This is a genomic window from Terriglobus saanensis SP1PR4, assembly GCF_000179915.2.
Classification (GTDB): domain Bacteria; phylum Acidobacteriota; class Terriglobia; order Terriglobales; family Acidobacteriaceae; genus Terriglobus; species Terriglobus saanensis.
Genome location: NC_014963.1, coordinates 376,486 through 401,743, shown reverse-complemented (window position 1 = coordinate 401,743; position 25,258 = coordinate 376,486). Strand labels below are relative to the sequence as shown.

The 25,258-nt window shown below is 58.9% G+C and carries 22 protein-coding genes; 11 read left to right on the top strand and 11 right to left on the bottom strand.

Annotated features, from left to right (window positions below; genetic code table 11):
• The first annotated feature begins 66 nt into the window (after positions 1-66).
• The gene (gene aspS / locus ACIPR4_RS01715) at positions 67-1,920 is read left to right on the top strand and encodes an aspartate--tRNA ligase (RefSeq protein ID WP_222829255.1); all 1,854 of its coding nucleotides are present in this window, start codon (positions 67-69) and stop codon (positions 1,918-1,920) included.
• Here aspS and ACIPR4_RS23045 read toward each other — a convergent pair.
• Positions 1,917-2,213 (bottom strand): hypothetical protein, encoded by a 297-nt coding sequence (locus ACIPR4_RS23045; RefSeq protein WP_245536423.1) that lies wholly within the window; start codon positions 2,211-2,213, stop codon positions 1,917-1,919. The genes aspS and ACIPR4_RS23045 overlap by 4 nt on opposite strands.
• On the opposite strand from ACIPR4_RS23045, the gene ACIPR4_RS23435 reads away from it, so the two are divergent.
• Entirely contained in the window at positions 2,121-2,396 is a 276-nt protein-coding gene (locus ACIPR4_RS23435) for a transposase (protein WP_425358327.1), read from the top strand. The genes ACIPR4_RS23045 and ACIPR4_RS23435 overlap by 93 nt on opposite strands.
• Positions 2,397-2,538: 142 nt before the next feature.
• Here ACIPR4_RS23435 and ACIPR4_RS01705 read toward each other — a convergent pair whose 3' ends face one another.
• Positions 2,539-3,180, bottom strand: a complete 642-nt coding sequence (locus tag ACIPR4_RS01705; protein ID WP_013566915.1) for an NAD-dependent epimerase/dehydratase family protein — start codon at positions 3,178-3,180, stop codon at positions 2,539-2,541.
• Positions 3,181-3,275: 95 nt separating this feature from the next.
• On the opposite strand from ACIPR4_RS01705, the gene ACIPR4_RS01700 reads away from it, so the two are divergent.
• Positions 3,276-5,312 (top strand): beta-N-acetylhexosaminidase, encoded by a 2,037-nt coding sequence (locus ACIPR4_RS01700; protein WP_013566914.1) that lies wholly within the window; start codon positions 3,276-3,278, stop codon positions 5,310-5,312.
• Between the two features lie 56 nt (positions 5,313-5,368).
• Here ACIPR4_RS01700 and ACIPR4_RS01695 read toward each other — a convergent pair whose 3' ends face one another.
• Together ACIPR4_RS01695 and ACIPR4_RS01690 are read right to left on the bottom strand one after the other, a co-directional pair.
• On the bottom strand, positions 5,369-5,761 hold the full coding sequence (locus tag ACIPR4_RS01695) for a GlcG/HbpS family heme-binding protein (RefSeq protein ID WP_013566913.1): 393 nt from the start codon (positions 5,759-5,761) through the stop codon (positions 5,369-5,371).
• Between the two features lie 48 nt (positions 5,762-5,809).
• Positions 5,810-7,162, bottom strand: coding sequence for a hypothetical protein (locus ACIPR4_RS01690; protein WP_187290235.1), 1,353 nt, complete (start codon positions 7,160-7,162; stop codon positions 5,810-5,812).
• Positions 7,163-7,437: 275 nt separating this feature from the next.
• Between ACIPR4_RS01690 and ACIPR4_RS01685 the strand changes: the two genes are divergently transcribed.
• Both ACIPR4_RS01685 and efp read left to right on the top strand, forming a co-directional pair.
• On the top strand, positions 7,438-10,062 hold the full coding sequence (locus ACIPR4_RS01685) for a beta-glucosidase (protein ID WP_049780759.1): 2,625 nt from the start codon (positions 7,438-7,440) through the stop codon (positions 10,060-10,062).
• Between the two features lie 181 nt (positions 10,063-10,243).
• Entirely contained in the window at positions 10,244-10,819 is a 576-nt protein-coding gene (gene efp, locus ACIPR4_RS01680) for an elongation factor P (RefSeq protein WP_013566910.1), read from the top strand.
• Between the two features lie 106 nt (positions 10,820-10,925).
• Here efp and ACIPR4_RS01675 read toward each other — a convergent pair whose 3' ends face one another.
• The 3 genes from ACIPR4_RS01675 to ACIPR4_RS01665 all read right to left on the bottom strand — a co-directional run bounded on the left by ACIPR4_RS01675 (position 10,926) and on the right by ACIPR4_RS01665 (position 12,855).
• Positions 10,926-11,390, bottom strand: a complete 465-nt coding sequence (locus ACIPR4_RS01675) for a response regulator (RefSeq protein WP_013566909.1) — start codon at positions 11,388-11,390, stop codon at positions 10,926-10,928.
• A 158-nt stretch (positions 11,391-11,548) separates the two neighbouring features.
• Complete coding sequence (locus ACIPR4_RS22885) at positions 11,549-12,478, bottom strand: SRPBCC domain-containing protein (RefSeq protein WP_013566908.1); 930 nt, start codon at positions 12,476-12,478, stop codon at positions 11,549-11,551.
• Between the two features lie 17 nt (positions 12,479-12,495).
• Complete coding sequence (locus tag ACIPR4_RS01665) at positions 12,496-12,855, bottom strand: ArsR/SmtB family transcription factor (RefSeq protein WP_013566907.1); 360 nt, start codon at positions 12,853-12,855, stop codon at positions 12,496-12,498.
• 251 nt (positions 12,856-13,106) lie between these two features.
• Between ACIPR4_RS01665 and ACIPR4_RS01660 the strand changes: the two genes are divergently transcribed.
• Positions 13,107-14,162, top strand: a complete 1,056-nt coding sequence (locus ACIPR4_RS01660) for a DUF2235 domain-containing protein (RefSeq protein WP_013566906.1) — start codon at positions 13,107-13,109, stop codon at positions 14,160-14,162.
• 257 nt (positions 14,163-14,419) lie between these two features.
• A complete protein-coding gene (locus tag ACIPR4_RS01655) occupies positions 14,420-16,273 on the top strand; it encodes a glycoside hydrolase family 15 protein (RefSeq protein ID WP_013566905.1) in 1,854 nt (617 codons plus the stop codon).
• A 14-nt stretch (positions 16,274-16,287) separates the two neighbouring features.
• Here the strand turns inward: ACIPR4_RS01655 and ACIPR4_RS01650 are convergent, their stop codons facing one another.
• Both ACIPR4_RS01650 and ACIPR4_RS01645 read right to left on the bottom strand, forming a co-directional pair.
• A complete protein-coding gene (locus ACIPR4_RS01650; RefSeq protein WP_041585875.1) occupies positions 16,288-16,530 on the bottom strand; it encodes a hypothetical protein in 243 nt (80 codons plus the stop codon).
• Positions 16,523-17,113 carry a hypothetical protein gene (locus ACIPR4_RS01645; protein WP_041585874.1) on the bottom strand — a complete coding sequence of 197 codons (591 nt, stop codon included), beginning with the start codon at positions 17,111-17,113 and terminating at the stop codon, positions 16,523-16,525. Before ACIPR4_RS01645 ends, ACIPR4_RS01650 begins: the two co-directional genes overlap by 8 nt.
• A gap of 107 nt (positions 17,114-17,220) precedes the next feature.
• Here ACIPR4_RS01645 and ACIPR4_RS01640 point away from each other — a divergent pair, with 107 nt between their 5' ends.
• The 4 genes from ACIPR4_RS01640 (at position 17,221) to ACIPR4_RS21365 (ending at position 21,376) form a co-directional block, all read left to right on the top strand.
• Positions 17,221-18,408, top strand: coding sequence for an alginate lyase family protein (locus ACIPR4_RS01640; RefSeq protein ID WP_013566904.1), 1,188 nt, complete (start codon positions 17,221-17,223; stop codon positions 18,406-18,408).
• 64 nt (positions 18,409-18,472) lie between these two features.
• Positions 18,473-18,943 (top strand): ferritin-like domain-containing protein, encoded by a 471-nt coding sequence (locus ACIPR4_RS01635; RefSeq protein WP_013566903.1) that lies wholly within the window; start codon positions 18,473-18,475, stop codon positions 18,941-18,943.
• Positions 18,944-19,512: 569 nt separating this feature from the next.
• Positions 19,513-20,595: an FUSC family protein gene (locus tag ACIPR4_RS01630; protein WP_041585873.1), complete on the top strand. Its 1,083-nt coding sequence runs from the start codon at positions 19,513-19,515 to the stop codon at positions 20,593-20,595.
• A 151-nt stretch (positions 20,596-20,746) separates the two neighbouring features.
• On the top strand, positions 20,747-21,376 hold the full coding sequence (locus ACIPR4_RS21365) for a DUF2059 domain-containing protein (protein ID WP_049780757.1): 630 nt from the start codon (positions 20,747-20,749) through the stop codon (positions 21,374-21,376).
• A gap of 366 nt (positions 21,377-21,742) precedes the next feature.
• Here the strand turns inward: ACIPR4_RS21365 and ACIPR4_RS01620 are convergent, their stop codons facing one another.
• Together ACIPR4_RS01620 and ACIPR4_RS01615 are read right to left on the bottom strand one after the other, a co-directional pair.
• Positions 21,743-23,395, bottom strand: a complete 1,653-nt coding sequence (locus ACIPR4_RS01620; protein ID WP_013566899.1) for a metallopeptidase TldD-related protein — start codon at positions 23,393-23,395, stop codon at positions 21,743-21,745.
• The gene (locus ACIPR4_RS01615) at positions 23,395-25,131 is read right to left on the bottom strand and encodes a TldD/PmbA family protein (RefSeq protein WP_013566898.1); all 1,737 of its coding nucleotides are present in this window, start codon (positions 25,129-25,131) and stop codon (positions 23,395-23,397) included. Before ACIPR4_RS01615 ends, ACIPR4_RS01620 begins: the two co-directional genes overlap by 1 nt.
• Positions 25,132-25,258: the final 127 nt, after the last annotated feature.

Genomic DNA, 25,258 nt, shown 5'->3' with positions numbered 1-25,258 from the left:
AGTTCTCGTCAATGCTTTTTTCGGCTCACCCGTCCCGCGCCGCAAACTTCGTACAATAGAAAGACTGTGACACTCGACTTTTTAGGCACTCATCAGCGCACGCATATGTGCGGCGACCTTCGTTCCGCTCACGCCGGCCAATCCGTCATCCTTATGGGCTGGGTCAATCGCCGCCGCGACCACGGCGACCTCGTCTTCCTCGACCTCCGCGACCGCTCCGGCATCACCCAGGTCGTCGTCGACAAGTCCGAATCCACCGAAGCTCTCGCCAAGGCGGAGGCCGCGCGCCCTGAGTTCGTCGTCGCCGCCATCGGTACGGTGCGCCAGCGTATTGCCGGCCTTGAAAACCCGAACATGCCGACGGGTGATATTGAAGTCGTCGTCAGCGAGCTTCTTCTGCTCTCCGATGCAAAGACTCCTCCGTTCTCGCCTGCGGAAGACGCCATCGTGAACGAAGAGCTGCGTCTCCAGTACCGCTATCTCGACCTGCGCCGACCGGAGATGCAGGCGAACTTCCTGATGCGCCACAAGGTCGCACAGGCGATCCGCGGGCAACTCTCGTCCGAGGGCTTCCTGGAGATTGAGACGCCGATGCTGACGCGCTCCACGCCCGAAGGCGCGCGGGACTACCTGGTTCCCAGCCGCGTTCACCCCGGCACTTTCTATGCTCTGCCGCAGTCGCCGCAGATCTTCAAACAGATCCTCATGGTGGGCGGCTTCGACCGTTACTTCCAGATCGCGCGCTGCTTCCGCGATGAAGATCTCCGCGCCGACCGCCAACCTGAGTTCACACAGATCGATCTGGAAATCTCTTTTCCCACACAGGAGACCGTCTTCGGTGTTGCCGAACGCTTTCTTACCGCAGCCTTCGCAGCCGCGAATGTGACGATCCCTACGCCCTTTCCGCGCATGACCTACGACCAGGCCATCACGAAATACGGCATCGACAAGCCCGACATGCGTCTGCCGCACATGGCCGAGCTCACCGAAGTTCTCACGCCGGAGCTGCGCGAGAGCCTGCGCATCGAACCTGCCCTGCCTGTCTTCGGATTTGTGATTCCCAACGTTGGAGAACTCTCCGGCACGGCGCGCAAGTCGCTGCTTTCGGAGATCCGCGCCTTCTTCGGCGACTCCGGTCTGGACGCGCTCGATATCACGCGCCTGCGCACCAGCGAGGCCTTCGTTCCGCTCGCGGAAGAGATCGGCTCGCACCTCAACGCCACCACCATCGCCTTCAACGGCAACAGCTTCACCACCAACGATCTTGCGGTCGTCATCACGCCGAAGCTCGGTACGCCTGCGCTGTGGAACTTCGATCGCCAGTGGATTCCGAAGCGCATCGGCGCGCTCCGCATCGAGCTCGCAAAGAAGTTCGCGGACAAGCACAAGCTCTTCGACAAGACCGGCACTGCGGACGACTACCGCTTCCTTTGGGTTACCGACTTCCCCATGTACGAGTTCAACGAGGAGAAGAAGACCTGGGACGCGGCGCACCATCCCTTCACCTCACCGCACGAAGACGACATCAAATCCGGCGCTCTCTATAACGACAAGGGTTCGGTCCGCGCGCTTGCCTACGACGTCGTGCTCAACGGCCTGGAACTGGGCTCAGGCTCGATCCGTATCCATCGCAAAGACGTGCAGTCGGAGATCTTCCGCTCGCTTGGCATGACGGACGAAGAGGCACGCGAACGCTTCGGCTTCTTCCTCGAAGCGCTGGAGTACGGCACGCCGCCGCACGGCGGTATTGCGCTCGGCCTCGACCGCATCGTAATGCTGCTGGCAGGAGCTTCGAGCCTCCGCGAAGTGATCGCGTTCCCAAAGACAGCCAAGGCGATTGACCTGATGGTCCAGGCCCCCAGCGAGCCTACGGAGCAGCAGATGCGCGATCTGCATCTGAAAACCGCAGTACGCAGCTAAAAGAACCCTGGGGCCCATTCTTTCGCGGCTTCATCGCGAAAGGGTGGGGTATTCGCGCGAAGCGCGAACCAAAATCTCAAAAACTCACGATAATCTTTTTTCGTATGCCAACAGGTCTTGAACGAAGACATAACCCTGGCGATCTCCACTTCGTTACGGTAAGCTGCTTTCGGCGTCAACCTCTTCTTGGTACGCCGCGACTGCGCGATCTGTTTCAAGAAATCCTTGTCGATACCACGACGAAATACGAAACACCGCTCGAAGCTTACGTCATCATGCCCGAGCACTTTCACCTTGTCCTGGCACCACCTGATGTGAAAACAAACTCTCTCGTACTTCAAGTATTGAAGCAACGCTTCGCCCGTAGTCTCAAGAAAAATGCCCCTGATGTCTTCAAAGCCGCTGAACGGAAGAGAATATTTCGGAAGAGAATGCTATATGGAAGACGTTTACGTATATCCATCACAATCCGGTGAAGCGTGGTCTTGTGAATCAACCGGAGGAGTGGCCTTGGAGTAGTTATCGAGGTTTTTTGGCCAAGGCGAATCGACGGTCCAGCCACGATCATCCCGACCCCACCCTTTCGCGATAAAGCCGCGAAAGAATGGGGCACGGAAGCTATTCCCTTAATCCGGCAATGTCGGATGTTTCTAATACTTTTTTTGTGAAACCACTTTTTGCTACTTTCAACATGGCCCGCCCTAGTTCATCGGAGTTGACGACCGACTTCGGAAACATCTTCCGGATAAGTGGGAGTACTGGTCCCATGACCGTGTACATCCTCTGGTAGAGCTTGGTCTTCGACTTCACACCGACGGGTACGATGAAGCCGGGACGAAACATATACGCCGCGCGGAACGGCATCGCCAGCAGAGCATCCTCCGTTCGCCGCTTCACACGAGCCCACATGGCCTTGCCGCCTGTTCCCTGGCCGGAGACATAGACAAACGTCATTGCGGGGTTTCGCTCCACGAGCGCCTCAGCGACACTCAGCGTCAGGTCATAGGTCAGCCGGGTGTATTCCGCCTCGTTCTTTCCAGAGGCCGTCACGCCTACGGTAAAGAAACACGCGTCCATTCCAGAGATTTCGCGCGCGCCCTCTGCCAGATCGGAGACAAGGACCTCAAGCAGCTTCGCGTGGGTTACACCAACAGGCGACCGTCCTACGACGATCACCTCGGTCACGTCCGCATCCTTCAGCGCCTCCAGCAACAGGCCGCCGCCGACCATTCCGCTCGCACCAAAGATCACAATCTTCATAGCGAAAGCATACCTAGCTCAGCCTCTTCGGGTGAATCCATCAGGCGGCAGGATAAATTAGGGAGGAAGACATTCTGCCGAAGGTGACCCACTTAATGAAATACACTCGATCCCTCTCGGTTCTGGCAGGCGCCATGGCCCTGTCGACCGTTGCCGGAGTTGCGCAGGAACGGCTCCAGATCAACCTCATGCCGATGCCCTCCGAGATCTCCTTCGGCACGGGTTCTCTTTCGCTCGCTTCCACCTTTGCGGTCGAGACGCCCGGCACCCATGACGCACGTCTCGAAGGGGCTATCGGGAGGGCAGTGCGCCGCCTCGATTTTGCGGCGGGTCTGCGGCACGCAGGTGCAGGCGTCGTTCCGGGAACGAAGCTCGTCGTCAAAGTGCAAAGCCCTGGCGAAGCCGTGCAAAGCCTCAATGAGGATGAGACCTACACGCTGGAGGTCACCTCCACTGGCGCGGAGATCGATGCGGCAACCGATGTGGGAGCGATGCATGGCCTTGAGACCTTGATCCAGCTCGTGCAGCCTAGCGGTGAAGGCTATGCCATTCCTGCAGTACATATTCACGACACACCCCGCTTCCGCTGGCGTGGCCTGATGGTCGATTGCGGCCGTCACTTCGAGCCCGTCCCGGTACTAAAGCGGACGCTCGATGGCATGGCTGCTGTGAAACTCAACGTCTTCCATTGGCACCTTACGGAAGACCAGGGCTTTCGCATCGAGAGCAAGATCTACCCGAAGCTGACGGAAAAGGGTTCAGACGGTCTCTTCTACACGCAGCAGGATGCGCGCGAGATTGTGGCGTATGCACGTGATCGCGGCATCCGCGTTGTGCCCGAGTTCGAGATGCCGGGTCACAGCACGGCCTGGCTGGTCGCGTATCCGGAGATGTCCAGCGGCACGGTGCCCGATGGCATCCGCCGCGAGTTCGGCGTCAGCAACTACGCCGTCGATCCCACACGCGACGAGACCTACGCCTTCGTCGACAAGTTTCTCGGCGAGATGGCGGAGATCTTCCCGGACACCTACGTCCACATCGGAGGAGATGAATCCCCCGCGCCCGACTGGAAGACGAACCCGCGCATCGTCGCCTTCATGAAGAAGCACGATCTGAAGGACAACGAAGCCCTGCAGGCGTACTTCAACACACGCGTGCTCAAGACCGTCATGCGTCTGCACAAACACATGATGGGATGGGACGAGGTGCTCACGCCCGGCCTGCCCAAGGATGTTGTGGTGCAGTCGTGGCGCGGAACTGCATCTCTCGTAAAGGGAGCCAAGCTGGGATACCAGGGCGTGCTCTCCGCGCCGTATTATCTCGACGGCATGAGGCCCGCATCGGTTCACTATCTTGCAGACCCTTTGCCTTCGGACGCAGATGTGACACCGGAGCAGCGCAAGCTGATTCTTGGCGGCGAAGTGACAATGTGGGCGGAGCAACTCTCCGAGCGCACGATCGATTCGCGCATCTGGCCACGCACAGCGGCCGTCGCGGAGCGCTTCTGGTCTCCAGAAAATCTGCGTGACGTGGACGATATGTACCGGCGTTTGGAGAGGGTCTCCATCGAACTCGAAGGCCTCGGCCTCACGCACCTGCAATCCGGCGATGCGGGGCTGCGTGAGCTCGCGCGCACGGAGCAGATCGACGCTCTGCGGACCTTTGCCTCCGCGCTGGAGCCAGTAAGCTTCGGCGAACGTTACAAGGCGCAGCGCACCGATCAACTGACCTCTCTGGATCGCTTTGTGGATGCCGTCCGTCCCGATCCGCCCACCAAGCACTGGTTCGAGATGCTGACGAAGCAGTTTTTGGCGAACCCCACTGGCGACGCAACCGACCGCGCGCAGATGGAGGCGTGGCTGACCAGACTGTCGAGCACGGTTCCTGAAGTGCAGCGCCAGATGAAGGCCTCTCCACGTCTGAACGATGCGGCCCTGCGCGCGACGCAGATGGTCAAGCTTACACAGACGGGGAAAGATGCTCTGAACTATCTGGCAACGGGTCAGAAGGCACCAGCGGGATGGAAGGCGAAGCAGCTTGACCTCATCGCGGAGGCGCAGAAGCCGAGCGCGATTGTGCGCTTTACCTTCATCGCCGCACTCACGGATCTGGTGAAGGCCGTCTCCGAGTAAATACCAACCGGAAAAGCAAAAGCCTGTACCGGAATCACCGGTACAGGCTTTTTCCGTTAGTAAGCCGCAGCGCCTGCTTCTGCCACCGCGTGGTCCTGTTCTCCCGAACCTCCGCTCACGCCGATGGCGCCTACCACTTTGCCATCCTTACGCAGCGGAATGCCGCCCGCGAAGATCATGATGCGTCCATCGTTCGATGTGTTGATGCCGAAGAACTGGCCGCCTGACTGGGAGTGTGTGGCAAGGTCTTTGGTCGCGATATCGAAGGCCCTGGAGGTATAGGCCTTCTTGATGGAAATATCGATACTGCCGATCCACGCGCCATCCATACGGACGTGGCTGACGAGGTTTCCACCCGCATCGGCAACCGCGATGTTCATGGGCTGGCCGATGGCATGCGACTTTACTTCAGCCGCAGCAATGATCCGTCTTGCATCGTTCAATGTCATCACGAAAACTCCTTAGGTTGAGTAGAACATCGGGTCGTCAGGATAATGTCACCAGGTAGAGCTTGCGATGACGTGCGGTGGTCCAGGTTCGCCGTCCAGGAGGTCGGTCGCGAGCACGAGCTCCACGTTCTGGCCGGGGGAGAGTTTTGCCTGCTTCAACCAGGCGTTGAGGTTGGCCGTGCTGGTGATGAACTCCGTCGCGGCGACCGTCCCGCTTCTTCCCACACCCGCGGCGATCACCACCTGCTGCTCGATGGTCGTGTCGAAGTAGCTGGCGACGATGGCGTAGTCGCGCGCGTTTCCGTGGGCGGGAAGAGCGTTATCGAACATCCATAGTTTAGACGGATCTTTTGAGTCTTCGATTCCGTTGAGCAGCTCCGTCTTTGCGAAGAAGCGATAGCGCAGCGAAGCGGTGAGCCGTATCGTCCAGACGTTATCCAGACCACCGATCAGAATCACCGGGCCGTGGCGCAGCTGGTCGAGCGTGGCCTCACCTGAACCCTCGGTCTGGTATGTCCGCGCGTGCCGCGTCAACAGGTTCGTGATCTTGCTGTAACCGACGATGTCGCTGATGGGGACCATCTCGTAGCGGCTCATGAGCGACATCATGTTCTGAGGTTCTTTCTGTTCCGAACTCCCAACGGTATCGACCGGAAGAGTACGTCCTTTGCTGTCCATCGAGTGCACGCCGATGATCACAAGCGCGGGATTGCTGGAGGACACAATCGGCTGCCAGAAGAACTTCGTTCCTGCATCGTGGAAGCTTGCGCGGGAGAAGAAAGACAGATAAAGGCCGATAGCCAGGACGCAGAGGCCGACCGCGCTGAACGCGATCAGAAGAGGCCAGCGGCGCCATGGAGTGCTGGCCGGTATCTCTGCCGCAGGAAAAAGCACTACGGGCGAGCTCGGGGCCGACGGCACGACGGACGCGTCCTGCTCCAGGGGGAGCGGAGCCGAAGCAGCCTCCAGCGCGACGGACGCATCCGCTGCCTGACGACGATGAGCCGGAGGAGCGAAATGGGGGACGTAGGACCCCAGCGGAAGCTCGATCCTGAGCTCATGTTCGTGTCCGGGCTCGTGGTAGTACTGGGCGAGCCGCTTGCGGATCTCTCCGGCGGTGACGCGGACGATCGGGTCCGCGTTGGTATCGTAATCACTCTGTCGTCCAAAGACCTCCGTCCCGAGGTTGCGTTCCTTCAGGACATCGGTATGGCCCGCCAGCGTCTCTTCCACAACGAAGCGAAGAAACGAGGGGTACCGCTTGCTATGGCAGAAGTGCGAGTTGGCAACAATCTTCTCCAACTGCTCAAGCACCGCCGACCGGCTGATCTCATCTGCACGGTTAGAACCTGCATCAGTCCCGGAGTACATCCACATCTCTTGCAACGCGTTTGACGCCATACTCATTCCCATCCTGCTCTGATCGATTCACGGAAAACGTCTCTGAGTAATCTTCAGCACGCCCACTCCCCTAACCGCAAGAGAGGCCGTATTCTACGTCCGTAAAAGATGGCTTGCAATCGCCGAATTTAGTTGGAAGCGGCGGAATAAATCTTTCTTTACGGTAAGTCCCTTGCCCGAATGTCGTAGAAGTTCGTAGTGTTTTCGTCCGAGGTCGAAACCGTCCCCGCTCAGTGCTGAATTTACGTCCGGAGCTTCGCCCCTCAGAGAGGCCTATGAACCACATGATGATGCCACCCAGGGACGAGACGTCCCGATCTCGCACTCGCTTTTCGATCCTTCTCGCTTTTCTGTTGCTCGCCGCGCCCGCGTTTTCCCAGGTGGACGCGATGCCGGACACCTCAGCCAACTCCCGAATCGACTCCTTGATCCAGCAGATGACGCTGGAAGAAAAGGTAGACATGCTTTCGGGCGAGACCCTCTTCAGCTCGCATGGCGTTCCGCGTCTTCACATTCCCAGCTTCTGGATGAGCGACGGTCCCGTGGGAGCGCACATCCCCCCACCTTCTACCGCATACGCTGCAGGGATCGGCCTGGCCGCCACATGGGACCCCGATCTGGCGCAGGAAGTCGGTGTGCAGCTGGGGCGCGACGCGCGGTCGCGGGGCGCACACTTTCTTCTGGGTCCTGGAGTAAATATCTATCGCGCGCCGATGAACGGACGCAACTTCGAGTATTTCGGTGAAGACCCGTATCTCGGAGGCAAGATCGCCGTCGGCTACATCCGTGGCGTGCAGAGCCAGGACGTCGTCGCCACCATCAAGCACTTCATGGGCAACAACTCCGAGTACGCGCGCTTCACCACGAACTCGATCATCGACGAGCGCACGATGCGCGAGATCTATCTCCCCATCTTTGAGACGGCGGTGAAGGAAGGACACGTAGGCTCCGTCATGGACTCCTACAACCTGACCAACGGCACGTACATGACGGCGAATCGCTATCTGAATATCGACGTGCTGAAGCAGCAGTGGGGGTTTGACGGCGTCCTGATGTCCGACTGGACCGCGGCGCACGACGGCATCGCCGACGCAAACGCGGGGCTGGATCTGGAGATGCCCTTCGGCACCTATATGAACCGGGCGACGTTGCTCCCCGCCATCAAGGCTGGCACCATCTCGCAGGCCACCATCGACGACAAAATCCGCCGGATGCTGCGGCTGGCGACGCGCTTTCACTGGCTGGAGCGCGAGCAGAGAGACGCCACCATTCCTCGCTACAACCAGCAGGGCCGCGAAGCAGCTCTGAAGGGAGCACAGGAGGGCATGGTGTTGCTGAAGAACGAGGGTGCTCTCCTTCCGCTGGATAAGACGAAGGTGCAGAAGATCGCAGTCTTTGGAACGAATGCCTTTCCGGGCAGCCCGACGGCGGGCGGCAGCGGCGAAGTGCCAACGTTCAAGACCACAAGTATTCTCACCGGCATTAGCGACAACAACCTGCAAAAGCAGGTCACCTATGCGCGCGGGATTCCCACGCTCCACCAGGTGTCCACACGAACACACTTCTTTCAGGATGCTGCCGAGAAGAAACCTGGTCTGTTGGTCGAAAGCTTTGCCAGCGACGACTGTACGGGACCTTCCACCGGGTCGCACGTGGAATCCGCAGCCGAGATCGGCCATCCCGGCTTTGGAACGCCGGAGGACATCGAAGATATGGGTCTGATGACCCAGGCGGACTTCATCGTCAAGCTGGGTTCGACCTCCACGAAAAAGGAATCGCATCGCTGGACCGGTTACTACAAGCCGAAGAGCGCGGGCGAGTATCTCCTCTTCGTGGAGGCCACGGGGAAGTTTCGCCTGAGCGTCGACGGCAAGGTGGAGATCGATTCGATGGTGCTGCCCAAGGCCGTGATGAACCAGATCCGTATTCACCTGACCGGAGACGCGCATAAGGTTGTCATCGATCAGGGTGAAGGAGAGGCGTTTCAGGAACCCTTCCTGCGCGTTGCCATCGCTAAAGAGAAGGAGCTGGTCGATCCCATGGCGTTGGAGCTTGCGAAGAATGCCGATGTGGCCGTGGTCGCCGTTGGCTTCGACGCGGACACGGAGACGGAAGGCGCAGATCGCGGCTTTGCGCTGCCGCCAGGACAGGAAGAGCTAATCCGGCAGATCGCGGCGGCGAATCCGAAGACCGTCGTCGTCCTCTCCGCAGGCGGCAGCGTCGCCACGGCGGGTTGGCTCGAAAAGGTCCCGGCTGTCTTTCAGGTCTGGTACTCAGGACAGGAAGGCGGAACGGCTTTCAACCAGGCGCTCTTTGGCGAGATCAATCCTTCCGGACGGCTACCCTTCAGCTGGGAGCGCAGGATCCAAGACAATCCCAGCGTGGAGAGCTACTATCCCGCACCGAAGACGCTGGACGTTCACTATACGGACGGTATCTTTGTAGGCTATCGCGGCTACGAGCACAAACATACGAAGCCCCTCTTCCCCTTCGGCTATGGCCTCTCGTATACGAGCTTCCGGTACGAGCATCTGAAGATCGAGCCGGCAACAGAAGCTGGAACTCTGTACCAGGTTTCCTTCGACGTGACCAACATCGGTTCCCGCAGTGGCGCGGACGTGGCCCAACTCTACGTCGGTGAAAAGAGCGCGCCCGTGCCTCGCCCGGTGAAGGAACTGAAAGGGTTCAAGCGGGTCCTGCTTAACGCGGGCGAGACGCAGCACATCGTTCTTCCGCTGAACGCGCGGGCCCTCACCTACTACGATGTCGCCGCCAAAGCCTGGAAGGCCAATGCGGGCAGCTACACCGTCGAAGTAGGGCGATCTTCCGAAGAATTGGAGTTGAAGGGTGATCTGAGTTTGACCACACCGATCACCGTCTCCGTGGACGCCGCCCAGTAGAGTTTCGGCTGCCCGGTCACAAGAGCGGGGACGCGACAGCAAACACTGTCGCGCTCCTCGCTTTTTCAATTCGCGGTATCCTTCATTCAGCTCAGGAACGTGGTGCGAACCCGCCTGCCTCCGCCATTCCGTCTTCGCAGACCGGATGAAAGACAATCTCCAAACTTTTTCTGAGGGAACCATGGCCGCACTGATCGACGCCATCGACGTAAAACGCAAAATGTTCGTCGAACTGGAAAACATACCGTACTCCTGCCTGGATGTAGAGATCTCCACGCCCACTGCGCGTGGCGGACAGACGCTGGTGCGTCTCAAGATGCGCAACCTGCTGAACAACTCGGTCTTCGACAAGACCTTCAAAGCCAGCGACAAGTTCAAAGAGCCGGATATGGAAACAGTGGATGCCTCCTATCTCTACAGCGATAGCGACGGTTCCTACTTCCTGGACCAGGAAAACTTCGAGACCCTCGTGCTCGGCGAAGACAAGGTTGGCGACGCACTGGAGATGATGGTGGAAGGAATCATCCTTCAGATCAATAAATTCAACGGCAACCCCATCAGCCTTCAGTTGCCGATGCAAGTCGAACTGGCCGTGACCTACACAGAACCCGGCGTCCGTGGAGACACCGCCAGCGGCGGCGTCACCAAAGCCGCCACGCTCGAAACCGGCGCAGTCGTACGCGTCCCGATCTTTATCAAAGAAGGCGAAAAGATCAAGATCACCACGGAGACACGCGAGTTCGCCGGGCGAGCCTAGTCCCTGACGAGCGTGCAGCGCCAAAAAGTACAACTGCCTGGGCTGAACTGCGCCCAGGCAGAAGCGTTTCCGGCTGCGTTTTGAGGACAGAGGCCAACCAGGATATCTATCCAGCGATTGCGGGAAGATCCGACCCGACAGCCTTCTGGCGTTGAGGAAGCTTGACCGTCGTCAACCAGAATTCGTTGATACGACTTACCAGGCTCTCGAACGCTTCCAACTCCACAGGCTTGCTCAGGTAGCAGTTTGCCTGGAGCTCATAGCTCCGGAAGATATCCGCTTCCGCGTCCGAGGTCGTGAGGATGACTGTGGGAATCATCTTCAGACTGGCATCCGCCTTGATCGCAGCAAGAACCTCTCGCCCATCCATTTTGGGAAGATTGAGATCAAGGAGGATCATGTCCGGGCGGGGAGCATGGTGATAGTCGCCTTCGCGTCTCAAGAAGGCCATGGCCGCAACACCGTCCACGGCGACATGGAGGCGGACGTCCATATTTGCCTCGCGGAACGCCTCTTGCGTCAAACGGACGTCTCCGGGACTGTCTTCTACCAACAGAATTGCGATTTCCAAGCTTCCCCCTTGGAGATTTCCGCGGCGCAAAGCTCAATGGGCCTTTTGCCAGTCGCTAGTACGATGCAGCCTTTTGCCAGACAGTCTTCTCATCGGCTCGAATCGCTGATGAAAAACGTGGCGACGAAGGCAAGCCTCATCGCCACGCGCACCGCTCTTCAAACCTCTTTGAGATAGGCGTCGAGCTGATCGAGTGTGCCTCCCCAGCCCTTCTCCATGCCTGCAAAGAGCTTGTGGAAAGCCATCTTTCCCTCCTCGGTGGCGTGCAAAGCACGGGAACGGAGTGTCATCAGGGTCTGGCCATTTTTCTCCTCAAAGGTGGTCGTTGACAGCATCTCCACAGAGAGGTTAGGAACGAAAGGATGCGGTATAGCATTCTCCTGCTCGTCGACGAAGGAGAACACAAGGACGATTCGTTCCGGCGGTGTCAGTTGACGGAAGGTCCATCGGCCCCACATCCTACTGCCGTCCGGCGCTTGCATGCCGTAGACCATCTCGCCCCCTGAACGCATGTCGGCCTTTTTGATCGACAATTTGGCACCTACGGGACCGAACCACTTTACCAGGCGACTAGGTTCAGTCCAGGCTTTGTAAACGAGTTCGCGCGGCGCATCGAAGGTGCGGGTGATGACGAGCTCTTCGCTCCCCAACGTACCGACGACTTCTTCGAAGCGGGCCAGCGTCTCGGAGAGACCCTCGACCGCACCGCGTGATTTGGCTACGCCATCGCGGAGGGCCTTGGTGGCAAACTGCATCTCGAAGCGGATTTCGGTCTTGCCTTCTTCCATGTCTGCAAAGGTGATAGTCGCCCGGAAGAGAGGATCAGAAACGTGGTCGTAGACGATCCTGTTGGGCGCATCGACCTCCACGAAACGAACTTCGTTGGGATAGGCCGTGCCATCCGCGCCGAACATTGTGTGAATCCAAAGGCCGCCGGGGCGAACATCCATCTGCTCGGTCTTCGTGGTAAAGCCTCGCGGCCCCCACCAGTTGGAGATTTGCTCCGTATCCGTGAACATGCTGAAGACGAGCTCGCGAGGTGCATGCAATACTCGCGAGGCTACGATTTGCGTCTCTGTTTCCATCATCCATCTCTCCTGTTTGTTTAATGTTTCCGTGGGTTTCTCTTTTTGCTTTTTTTCTCTTCTGCCTGCACCTTCGCAAGGTATGCATCCAGTCGATCGAAGCTTTCAGCCCAGAAGCGTCGATACTCTTCGACCCATTGGGCCACCTCTTTCAGGGGAGCGCCCTCAAGTTTGCATGGGCGCCACTGGGCATCGCGGCTCCTGCTAATCAGCCCGGCCTTTTCGAGCACCTTCAGGTGCTTGGTGATCGCGGGCATGCTCATGTCGAACGGTTCGGCAAGATCTGTCACAAAAGTCTCACCAAGTGAGAGCCTGGCCAAGATGGCCCTTCGCGTTGGATCGGCCAGCGCTGCGAAGGTCGTGCTGAGATGATCCTGCATGTTATTTACCTATGAGTTAATTAACCTGAAAGTAAAATATAGAGAATAATTTTTCTTGTCAATAAGTACTTTTATTTTCCCCATGAGCAGATTTTGCGAAGCTGGTTTATCTAACTCAGCAGGACAGAGGCCGTCCTAATACAAAGTGACTTTTAAATTGCTGTGTCTCCTCTGGCCTGGAGTGGCATCGAGCGTCCAAAGCAATAGAAGAACAGCCTCATCTTCATCCGAGGCTTCCAAGGGAGACTGAAATGGCGAAAAACATCATCCTGTGCGCGGACGGTACGTGGAACACTCCGCACGGTCCAACTGCAACCCTTGCCGACACGAATGTCCGCAAGCTCTATATGGCGCTGGTCAACAGCGCGTCGCAGTTGAAGTATTACGACAGTGGAGTCGGCACGGATGGCACCCCACTGGACCATTTGACCGCACTTACCATGGGCGAGGGCCTTTTTCAGAAGGTGCAGGATTGCTATTCCTTTCTCTCCGACGTCTACGACCCAGGGGATAAAATCTTCCTCTTCGGTTTCAGCAGAGGAGCGTTCACGGCGCGCAGCGTAGCGGGCATGATCGCCGGATTTGGAGTGCCTTCCGTCAATCTGGATAACGAAACCGTCAAGAAGATTTTTGCAGCCTATCGAGAGCCCGATGCCGATCGCAAGAAGACGCTGAAGGATGGATTGATCTCAACTTATGGCCTGAAGGACGTCTCCATTGAAATGGTAGGAGTCTGGGATACCGTCGGCTCCCTTGGGATTCCGGGGATCTTCTTCAACATGTTGAATCAGAAGAAATACGGTTTTCTCGATACGAGTCTTCATCCCAGCGTGGAGCATGGATACCACGCCGTTTGCATCGACGAACGGCGTGCCCAGTTCAAACCGACTCTTTGGACCAAACCAGATGGCTCAGCGCTCGCCAATAACGCTCAGGTCGAGCAGGTATGGTTTCCAGGCGTGCACTGCGATGTCGGGGGAAGCTATCCGGAGTCACAGCTCTCTGACATCACCTTGAGCTGGATGCTGCAAAAGGCGAAGAAGCACGGTTTGATCCTCTCTCGAGAAGCGGAAGCGCAGGACCTGCATCCCCCGGCGACGGACGTGACTGGGATGGCACATGAAGAATGGAAGCTTGTGCCATGGGGTCTACCCGAGCATAGGGACGTTCCCGCAGTCGCAGCCATGTCGAACACCGTCCAGGAGCGCTTGCACCAGGATAGTGACTATAAGCCGAGCAATATCGCACTGGATGGCCGCAATCTACGCGGGTACGCCATTGCGCAGATTTTGCCCTACGTCCCCTAGTCATACAGAACGAATGGATAAAGCACTCGGTGCGGGATCGATGCGGATGATATCAGGGCGTCGGTCCCAGCCCTGCTGAATACAGGTCCGAATCCATGCCACACGTCTCCCTGGCGTTGCCATGTGGTCATGCTATGACCTGAAATTGTTGGCCGAATCAATCCCTGCACGCTTCCCGCAACTTCACAGACCGGTTTCGCATCTGCTCAAGGGTCTGCTAAGACCCTCTAAGGGTTTCTTAGCTGGAAAGGAATTCCGTGCCAGAGCAGACGAAGACCCAGGGGCCGCTTCACGCGGGTCGGATTGAAGACTATGCCCTGATCGGCGATTGCGAGACCGCCGCACTCGTCTCTCGCAGTGGCTCCATCGATTGGCTCTGCTGGCCCACGTTCTCCTCCGGCGCCTGTTTCGCCGCGCTTCTCGGCACCGCCGATCACGGCTTTTGGAAGATCGCTCCGGCTAGCGCAGGCTGCAAGATCACGCGCCAGTACGCGCCGCGCACCATGGTCGTCGAGACCACCTTTGAAACTTCGGAAGGCAAAGTCTGCGTGACGGATTTTATGCCTCCGCGCGGGAAGAACTCCGACGTCGTTCGCATCGTGCGCGGCCTGAGCGGCCGCGTCGCGATGCATATGGACCTCGCCATCCGTTTCGACTATGGCCGGACCATTCCGTGGGTCACCCGTATCGAGGGCGGACTTCGCGCCATTGCCGGTCCCGATATGGTAGTTCTACGCACAACCGCACCGCTCGAAGGCGAGGGAATGTCTACCGTGAGCGACTTCACGATAGGCGAGGGAGAATCCCTAAGCTTTGCGCTCACGTATGGCTCGTCCATGGGGCGCGAGAAGGACGAAAACGGGGAAGCTCGCGTCGCGCTTCCCGCTGCGATCGACCCTGAAGCAGCCTTGCAGGAGACGCGGGACTTCTGGACACAATGGACCCAGCAAAATACCTACGTCGGCCCGTACGAAGAGGCTGTGTATCGCTCCGTACTGACGCTCAAGGCGATGACCTATCGGCCTTCGGGTGGCATCGTCGCGGCGGTCACGACGTCCCTTCCGGAACAGATCGGCGGCGTACGCAACTGGGATTATCGCTACTGCTGGCTGCGCGATACCTCGTTCACACTGCTTGTACTTCTCCAGGCCGGGTACAGCGAAGAAGCTGCGGCATGGCGGCGTTGGCTTCTCCGCGCCATCGCCGGTGCGCCCGAACAGATTCAATCCATCTACGGTATCTCCGGCGAACGCCAACTCGTGGAATGGGATGCGGACTGGCTTCCCGGTTATGAAAACTCGCGCCCCGTAAACATGGGGAACGGTGCGGCCAATCAGTTCCAGCTCGATGTCTACGGAGAGGTTGCCGCGGCCCTCTCCAAGATTCCCGAGGCAGAGCCCGACATCAAGGTCTCCGCTTCAGCATTGCAGGCCAACCTGATCGATCACCTCTGCCATATCTGGACGGAGCCGGACGAGGGCATCTGGGAGACGCGCGATGGGAAGCAGCACTTTACCCACTCCAAGGTCATGGCCTGGGTCGCGCTCGATCGTGCCATCAAACACTATGAGCAGTACGATGGTGGCGGCGACGTGGAACGGTGGCGCATCAATCGCGATCTGATTCATGCCGAAGTCTGCGAAAAAGGTTTCGACAAGGAACTGAACAGCTTTGTGCAGGCCTATGGTTCGAAAGAGCTCGATGCTTCGTGCCTTCGCATCCTTCTCGTTGGCTTCCTTCCGCCCGACGATCCGCGCATCCTCGGCACCATTGACGCAATCCAGAAATACCTGGTGAATGATGGCTTCGTTCTCCGCTACAACACGGCCACCTCCCCCGATGGCCTGCCTCCGGGAGAAGGAGTCTTTCTTGCCTGCAGCTTCTGGCTGGTTACAAACCTATGGCTCATTGGTCGCCGCGACGAAGCAAGCGCTCTCTTCGAACGCTTGCTGAAACTGCGCAACGATGTCGGTCTCATGAGCGAAGAATACGATCCCATCGCCTGCCGCATGCTGGGCAACTTTCCTCAGGCGCTCACGCACATCGCGCTGGTGCATGCAGCGTTTACGATGTCCGGCGCATGGCGTCCGGAGGGCTGGCAAGGCGACTAGCTCTTCGACAGAGGCTATCTGCCTAAGCGTGCCACTTGTTCGTCCTTCTTCTGCAGCATCGCGGCGGCATCCGCAAGACTGGTCGACGGCGGCACAGAAGCAAAGTCCGTCTGCACGTCGTCCTCCTGCTCGCTGATGCTTTTGAAGAGCAACGCATGCCCCTGCATGTGCACGTGAGTTTCCGTCGTCTCCCACACGCCGGGCTGTACCTCGTGGCGAATCACGTTGAACGTGCCACCCTTCTCTAGCTTACCCAATAGACCGAAGCCGAAGTTCACTTGCTCTTTCAGAGCTCCGCGGATACTCTCCAGGCGGTGGTCGGCCTTGTGAATCACAACGTCGCCCGCCATTGCTGCAAGGACACGCGATTCGCGACGGTGGATCAAAGTTCTGATCGGGTTCGAAGTGCAGCGTTACCTCTTCACCGCTGTGGGCCTTGACCGTCCACAGAAACGCCTTCGGCAACAGCTCCAGCATGCTGCGCGCACGCGCGTCATCCTGCTCCGCATCCTTCTTCTGCTTGCGCTGCTTCCCGGAGTCTGTGACAAACTCGTGGATCTTCTTATCTTCCGCGGCTTCCTCTTCCGCAGTGAGAGGTCGACCACCCCGCGTCAGGACCTTCTTCACTGAACCCGATTTCGTATCTACAACCAGAGCAACCGTCTCTACGCCATGCTGCCGGTTGCGGTCACGATACTTCCACAGACTGTGGTCCGCGGCACTTGCTTTGAGTTCCGTATCCGACATCGCACGAATCATGTCGACCGCGGAAGTCTGGGCGTGGGAAGGCAGAGCAAAGGGAAACAAAAGCACGGGAAGGCAACGACGCAGGATCATCATGGTGGCATCTCCGACTGCACTTAAGATGCTGGCAGCAGAGGACAGTGTTGCCACGTCACAAGACGTAACGCGTCCTGTCCGCTAAAGTTGCGAGTGGAGATCCGAAGATGGAGAAGATCAATCGGCGCACCTTTCTCGCCGGCAGCGCCGCGACCTGCGCCAGTCTTGCGTACGCCCAGAAGAGCCCGCCTGAAACCAGTGGCTATGCCCTCGTCGCCCGCCAGGACCGGAAGCGCATCCTGCAACGCGCCTTCGAGGCGCTCAAGCTCCAACCTGCGACCATCACCGCCTTCCCTTCCAGCCGCTCCCCCGGTGGACCGCATGACTTCTTCTCCGAATCCGACTACTTCTGGCCCGATCCGAAGAACCCGGCGGGCCCATACAAAGAACGCGATGGCCAATCCAACCCCGACAACTTCACCGGCCACCGCAAAGCCATGCTCGCGCTCTCCATGGCCGTACCGCAACTGACTGCGGCGTGGCTGCTTACGGGAAAGAAGATCTACGCCGACCACGCCCTCGCTCACCTTCGCGCCTGGTTCGTTACGCCCGAAACCCGCATGACTCCGAACCTGGAGTTCGGGCAGGGGGTCCGCCAGGGCGTTACGGGCCGCTCTTACGGCATCATCGACACGCTGCATCTCGTCGAAGTCGCCCGTGCCGCAACGCTCCTGCAGAATCGCGCCCTCACAGCCACGGACTCCGCCGCGATCAAAACATGGTTCACCACCTACCTCGATTGGATGAAGACCAGCGAAAAGGGCATGCGCGAGCGCGACGCAGCCAATAACCACTCCGTAGCGTGGGCGCTTCAGGCCTCCGAGTTCGCTCGCCTGATCGGAGACGAGAACACGCGCGACGAACTCCGCGTCCGCTACCGCACTCTCCTGCTGCAACAGATGGCGGGCAACGGCAGCTATCCCCGCGAACTCGCCCGCACTAAGCCGTATGGCTACTCCATCTTCAACTTCGACGTGATGGCTGGCCTCTGCTGGTCGCTGGGCCGCGAAGCCGAAGAACGCTGGCAGACGCCCGACGGCCGGGGCATGTGCCGCGCCGCCGAGTTTCTGTATCCGTTCCTCAAAGACAAATCCACCTGGACTTATGCGAAGGACGTCCAGCACTTCGACTTCTGGCCCGTCCGCTCGCCCGGCCTGCTCTTCTGCGGCCTTGCCTGCGCCAAACCGGAGTATCTGGATCTCTGGAAGTCCCTCGATCCCGACCCCAAAAACCCGGAGATCATTCGCAATTTTCCCATCCGGCAGCCGCTTCTCTGGATGCAAAACGTAAACTAAACCCCGGACGCGACACTTCCGCGCTTGGCGACATCCAACCACACAGCAACATTGAGGAGAAATGATGGCAGACGAAAAGAACGACGACAAAGCGCTCAAGGACCTGATCGACGCGCTCAATGAAGATCTCTCCCGCGAGTACCAGGCCGTAATCGCCTACACCGTGTACTCGACCGTGCTCAAGGGCGCACAGTACATGAACATTGCCGCGGAACTGAAGAAGCATGCACTGGAAGAGCTGCAGCACGCACTGATCATTGCGGACCAGGTGGACTATCTCGGCGGCATGCCCACGGCTACCCCGAAAGAAGTCAAACTCTCCGACAAGCCGGAAGAGATGCTTCGCTTCGACCTCGACAACGAGACCGAAACCATCGCCGCCTACCGCCAGCGCGTCAAGCAGGCCGAGGCCCTGGGCCACTTCGCCCTCGCAGAGCAGATCCGCAAGATCCTCGTGCAAGAACAGGAGCACCAGCACGACCTCGCCACAGCCCTGGGGATCGACGTTCCCAAGGTCATTACGCAAGGCGCGTAAGCTCAGACGCAACAACAAAAAGGGCCGGGGCGATCATCGCTTCGGCTCTTTTTGCATGACGAAAAATCCTGAAGAGAATTGGTTGACATCCATTCTCAAAACGCATCTCATAAGACAAGAAGACCCCGGATGGGCGGGAAACCATCCGAGGTCGGTTTTATAGCCTTACAGTCACAACAATCGAATTGTCGCTACTGCAACTGCTACAAGCACGGCGAAGAGTGCGAGGATCACTAGTCCTGGCACTTCCACTGAACCCGTAGCTTTGACCTTGAACCAATTGGCCATAGCTACCTCCGGATCTGACTGAGCACCCCAGCGCTATGCTGGGGTGTTCCGCTTTGTCGGGGCGAAAGTCGTCCTTTAGTGAGCCCCTCCAGCGTTACCGCATCGTCCGGAAGCACAGCGATTATTTCATCGCCGAAACAGGATGCAGAGAGCGTTTCTTCTCTTGAGATCCATTCTGGAACTCCTGTCAGTCCCGATTGCGGACGTATCTTTTTACTGCATGAAGCGTTCACGAAAACGCGGGAAGTAATGCCTGCGTCCGTTCCGGCATCGTACCCCTAGTGGCAGATTCCATAAGACAGAAGGTCTTCCGTTTCGACTGGACGCAGTGCGAGCCCTTGCACGCGCTTCTCTGTATGCCTGCCATCGGCATTCCGCTCTTCGTTGCAATCCGTCTCGGCTATCCCGGCACTGGCGTTCTGCTCTCCAGCGGAGCCATGTGTGTCGGCTTCGGCTCGTTCCAGCAGCCACTCTTCCGTCGCTGGGGTCCGATGCTCGCAGCAGCCGTCGGCATCACGATTTCGGCCATGGTGGGCGCAGCCGCGCGCGACCACACGCTGCTCCTCGCCGCCATCGCCATCCTCTGGGCTTTCTTGTACGGCATGGCGAACTCACTTGGCCCGGCGGCTGCCTGGGTCGGCATGGAGTGCTGCGTCTTTCTTATCATCTCGTCCGCCGCTCCAGCGTCTGCCGGAAGTCCTACGGATACGCTTCACCAGGCACTCCTGCGCGGTGCGGGCGTGTTCTGCGGTGGCGTTCTGGAGATGCTTGCCATCCTCATCTTCTGGAGGTTCGTGCCCCGTGCAACCTCCACTCTCACCGATCCGAACTTCGACCCCGCCACGCTGCGCTGGGAGTATTTCCTCTCCCATTTCGCGCCGAAGTCGATTCACTTTCAGTTCGCCCTGCGGATGGCCGTTACCATGGCGATTGCGGTCGCTGTCTACCGCACGCGTAACTTCGGCAACGCCTACTGGGTGGCGATGACGGCGATTCTTCTGCCTAAACCGGAGTTCGCCCTCACCACCCTCCGAACGGTCCACCGCTTCGTGGGAACGCTGCTGGGAGCGGGTCTCTGCACCGTCCTGATTGTCTTCGTTCGGCCCACAGGAGAGACGCTGGCGCTCCTCGTCCTGCTCTTCCTCTTTGCCGGGTACTGTCTCCTCCGGGTCAACTATGGAGCGTTTGTCGTCTGCATCACCGGTTATGTCTGCTTTATCCTGGCGATTGTCCGCCTGCCGGAGAAAGTCGTCCTCGCTCATCGGATTGAAGCCACGATCCTCGGCGGAGCCATCGGTCTGATCGTCCACCTCATCTTCCGCGCCACTCGCCGTAAGCTGCACATTCTGCCGGAGATCGACTGATTTTAGATTTCCTGATTTTTCCCAGATCGAACCCTTGAAAGCAAAAGTTAGCCAGAAACAACAATCTTCTCGGCTGCCCGTCCAAACAGGAACGCCACAACCGCTCTACACTTACCAAGACATGCAAATTACCCTCGGAGTCTCCACCCACATGCGTCGTTTTCTTCCTCTGGCACTTGTTCTCACAGCCGCCTGCGCGACTGTTGAGGCTCAGACCGCTCCCTCCGCAGCCAAGCCAGTCGTTGCCGCTCCTGCTCCTGCGGCCGCACCCATCACACCTGCGAAGCGCGCGAAGGCGGAACAGCTCCTCGTCCTGCTGAAACTCGACAGCGGCCTCCAGACCATGCTCACCAATACGGGCCGCCGCATTCATTCCCTCGCCCAGGAGCAGGCAGCCCAGGCTGGCAAGACGCCGGAACAGCAGAAGCTCGCGACCGACTACACCGCCAAGATCGACGCCATGACGACCTCCGCTCTGGATTACGCGAAGCTCCGCCAGCCCTTGGCCGACGTCTATGCCTCGAACTTCACGGACTCTGAGCTCGACAGCATCATAGCCTTCTACGGCTCGCCCGCAGGCAAGGTCTTCGTAGACAAAACCCAGGCCGTCGGCGAACAGACCAACGCGCTCTTCCAGGGCGTCCTCAAAGACCTTCAGCCGAAGCTCGGCGAGACCACGAAGGAGTTCCAGACGAGCCTCAAAGCTGCAACACCTCCCACCATCAGCACCCCGGAGAACATGAAGGACACCCCTGCTCCTCCTGCTGCTCCTAAGAAGTAAGCTTCACCAACAGGAAGGGCTGGCCAGAGGAACTTTTCTGGCCAGCCCTTTTTCTTTTGTCATCCCGTAGCGGAGCGAAGGGATCTAATTTCGTGCCCCATTCTTTCTTATCGCGAAAGGGTGGGTAAGCGTGCCACGACTTTCTCCTTCACCTCTTTGTCATTCCGTAGCATAGCGAAGGAATCTGTTTTTCAAGTTTCGTGGGGTCGCTCTTCGAGCGAACGATGCGCTTGCGCATAACCCATACATCGCAAAGAACGCGATGTATGGGGCACCCGATCCCGGGTTCCCTAAGGAATCAGGTTTGTGCGCTCTGCGCGACCCCACCCTTTCACGATGCAGCCGCGAAAGAATGGGGCACGAAGATTACTCTGCCGGAGGCGGGTAGTAAGGCACCTTCTCCTGCTCCTGCGTTGCCCGCTTCACGCCAATGTCTCCAAACAAAAGCGAAGGCGCAATCGTCGTCTGTGGAATCGGCGTGATCGTCATCGACACGTACGGATCGTCTCCTGCAGCAATCACATCGGACCGCAGGCTGCGGAGATCGAGTTCATCGAAGACCGCGCCTCGCACCAGTTCTCGATGTCCATCCGGGTACACACGGTAGAGCATCCTCGGAACCAGCTCGCCTCCGAGCGTCTCCGTGGCATACACAAAGTCCCGCGCCTGGTCCTTCGCCATGGCGACCAAACGGCGCTCGAGCTCTGCAGAGTTCACAGGCTTCGTGCTCTGGATCAGCATGACGCCCGACCGTGACTGCGCGGGCTGCACAAGGGCCGACCGGCCATGACCATCCGACGATGCAATGTCCTTCACCGGAGCACGGCTGATCAGGTAATGCTGCAGGATACCGTCCACCGCAACGTCCACCTTCTCCGCTGGCACGCCCTCGTCATCCACCGCATACGTGCCCAGAAGGTGCTTTCCTGCGAAGGTCTTCATGAGGGGATCATCCGTCGCCGAAAGAAACTCCGGCAGCACGCGCGCGTGATAGCTCGACGTATACGCTCCCTGCGTGCGCGCCGTCGTTCCCGGATCAGGTTTGTCGGCTTCCACGTTTGGCACGAAGAGACGGTTCATGATGTCGGCAACGGCATCGCCGGAGAACAACACCGGCCCGTGATAATCCTCGCCCACCACAGGGGCGTTGCGCAGGGCGTGCAGGCTTTCGATGTCCGTAATCACACGCGCGTGAAACGCTGCATCCGATTCCAGTTCAGAAGGCACCGCCGCCGTCGTTCCGTTGTCGCGCGAGAGGCGCATGCCGTCCGGTGCCTGCCCGGCGATAGAAACGCTTGCGGCATAGACCGTATAGCCCTTCCGCATCTGCGTTCCTTCGGAGTTCACGGTGTAGCGATTCACCGCCATGCCGCGCACGCTTGCGGAAGAGAACTGGACCTCCGAAGAAAACGTCTTAACCTTCGGGTCGGTGGCATAGAGACCACTGGCAACGGTGATCCGCTTCGTCCACTCGTCCTCATTGAGAGACAGGTGCACGAGCGGTTCGACGTACTGCACGGGTTTGACCGCGGAAAAATCGTCCGCCGTCGGTGGTGTCTGGAAACGCTTCAGCGCAGCCTGCTTGGCCGCATAGTTTCGCAGGGCGTTCTTGTAGGCCTCGTCGGTGGCAAACCACAGGCTCTGGCGAAGCGCAGTGGGTTCGCCGTCCTCCGGAGCCACCTGCACCACACCGTCCCCGCGTGCGCTGTTGCTGTCCTGCTTGTAGTTGCCAATGCGCAGACTTACACGGAGGACCTTCTGATGCGACTTGTCCCTGCGGACGAGCGCGCCGAAGTTCGCGGACGCTTCAAACTGCGCGATGTCCTCGAGACGATACTCGATGAAGTAAGGCTTCTCCATCCCCGGCAGTACAAGCTTCTGCACAGAGCGGTCCAGCTCCGCCTTCATGGCCGCAAGAATCTTGTCGTTCTGCACGGTATCGTGCGCAGTCTCCTGCGCACCCGCAACCAATCCCACGCCCAACGCCGCCACCATCAAACTACGAGAAAGAATCTGCATTAGCGCACCTCTTTCTTGGTCTGCGCGTCATCATCGAAAGCCGGTGGAGGAAGAATCGGGGGGCGAGTTGTTCCCTGCGCCAGCCGTTGCGTTTCAATCTCTGTCACCAGCATGGGGGGAGCGACAGCACTTACTGGGACCGTTCCCGACTCCGCTCCGCACTCGCCGTTGAAGATGTCCTGATGGTTGCCCGTCGCCACGATGCGATTCAGCGCGGCCTGCGGCGTTCCTACGATGGAGACCCCACGAACCAGCTCGTCCGGTCGTCCATCCACATAGACGCGATACACGACCAACGGCATGACGGAGAACGCCTGCGGGCTGCGTCGACTGGTTACGGCAAAGCCGGAAGAGATGTCTTCAAAATAAAGCCCGTACGGCTTGCCCTGCTTCTTGGCTTCGGCGATCAGCATCTTGCGCAACTCATCGTCGCTTACGGTCTTGGTCGAGGTCACAATCAGGTTGCCCTGTCGTCCCGTCGGCATACGTCCGCTCTGCGCGCGGCCATGGCCATTCGACTCCGAGAAGCTGGCAATCGGCAGACGCGACATGAGGAATGTCTTCAGCGTTCCATCGGTAATCAGGTCCACGCGGCGGGCGGCCTGACCTTCATCGTCGAAGACGTAGTGTCCGCTCAAGGGTGTGCCGTGGAAGTCCGAGAGGGTTGGATCATCGGCCACCGAAAGGAACGAGGGCAGAATCGGCTTGTTCAACATCTTGGTGAACGTCTGTCCCTCTTCGTCTCCGCGCTGACGCTGCCCTTCCAGGCGATGCCCCAGAACTTCGTGGAAGAAGACTGCAGAGGCACGGCCACTGAGAATCGCAGGGCCGTTGTACGGCTCCGTGACGGGAGCGATGCGGAGCGCCTCAAGGTTCTTCGCCATCGCTTCGATCTTTTCCGTAAGCTCAGCCTGCTTGGGAAGATGCGCTACGGTATCGGCCTCAAACGTCTCGACGCGAAAGAGATCCATGCCATCGTCGGCACGTGCCCGCGCCACAATCACCAGGCGCGCGTTGTGATACGGCGTGGAAACCCGCGTGCCTTCCGAGGAGAGGAAGTAATCGCTCTCATTGTTTACCGTGAGGGCGACGACAGAGTAGAAGATCCCGCGATAGCCCCGCAGCTCCGCCGACAGTTCGCGAAGGCGCTTCTCCCAGGCGGCTTTGTCCACTGACAACGAAGATCCCGGAGCGATGCCAGAGGTCGCCGCCTTCTCCACCGAGAAATCGTTGGACGAATCCTCTTCCTTCGCCCGCACCTGTTGGTCGGTCTTGACCTTGAGATAGCTGTCCAACGCGCGGCCGTAGCCGCGGTTCGTGGCAAACCAGAGCGAGCGCTCAATCGCCGCGCGGTCGTCCGTCAGCGGCAGAGGAATCGTGGTCACACCCGACGGCCGGTGATCGCCGTGGGTGTTGTCCAGCTGCGTCGTACCGATGCGCACCTGCACATCCGCGGAACGGCTATGTCTCTCATTCGAACTGGTGATGGAACCGTACTGCGCCGAAAGATTCAGCGTCGTCGCATCGGCCACCGCGTAGGAGAGGAAGTACGGCGCAGGCTGGTCGGCCCCACCCTTCCCAAGCGACGACATGGCCCGCTGCAGTTCCGCGTCCATCGCGGAGAGCAGCACGGAGCTGTCTGCCTTTACCGGCGGGGTGGGATCCGCAGCGACAGCAGAGAGGGAGACAAAGGAAGCAAAGAGAGCAACAGCGGGTACGACGCGAAAAATCTGCATAGTTTAGAGACGCACGGGACGCACCCGTGGCGTGGTGTGAGTGTAACGGAAACGCGCCATCGCAGTATTCTTTCGCTCGCCCGGCGTCAATCGTGGAAGAATCTCTTGCAAAGACCTCGCGGAGACG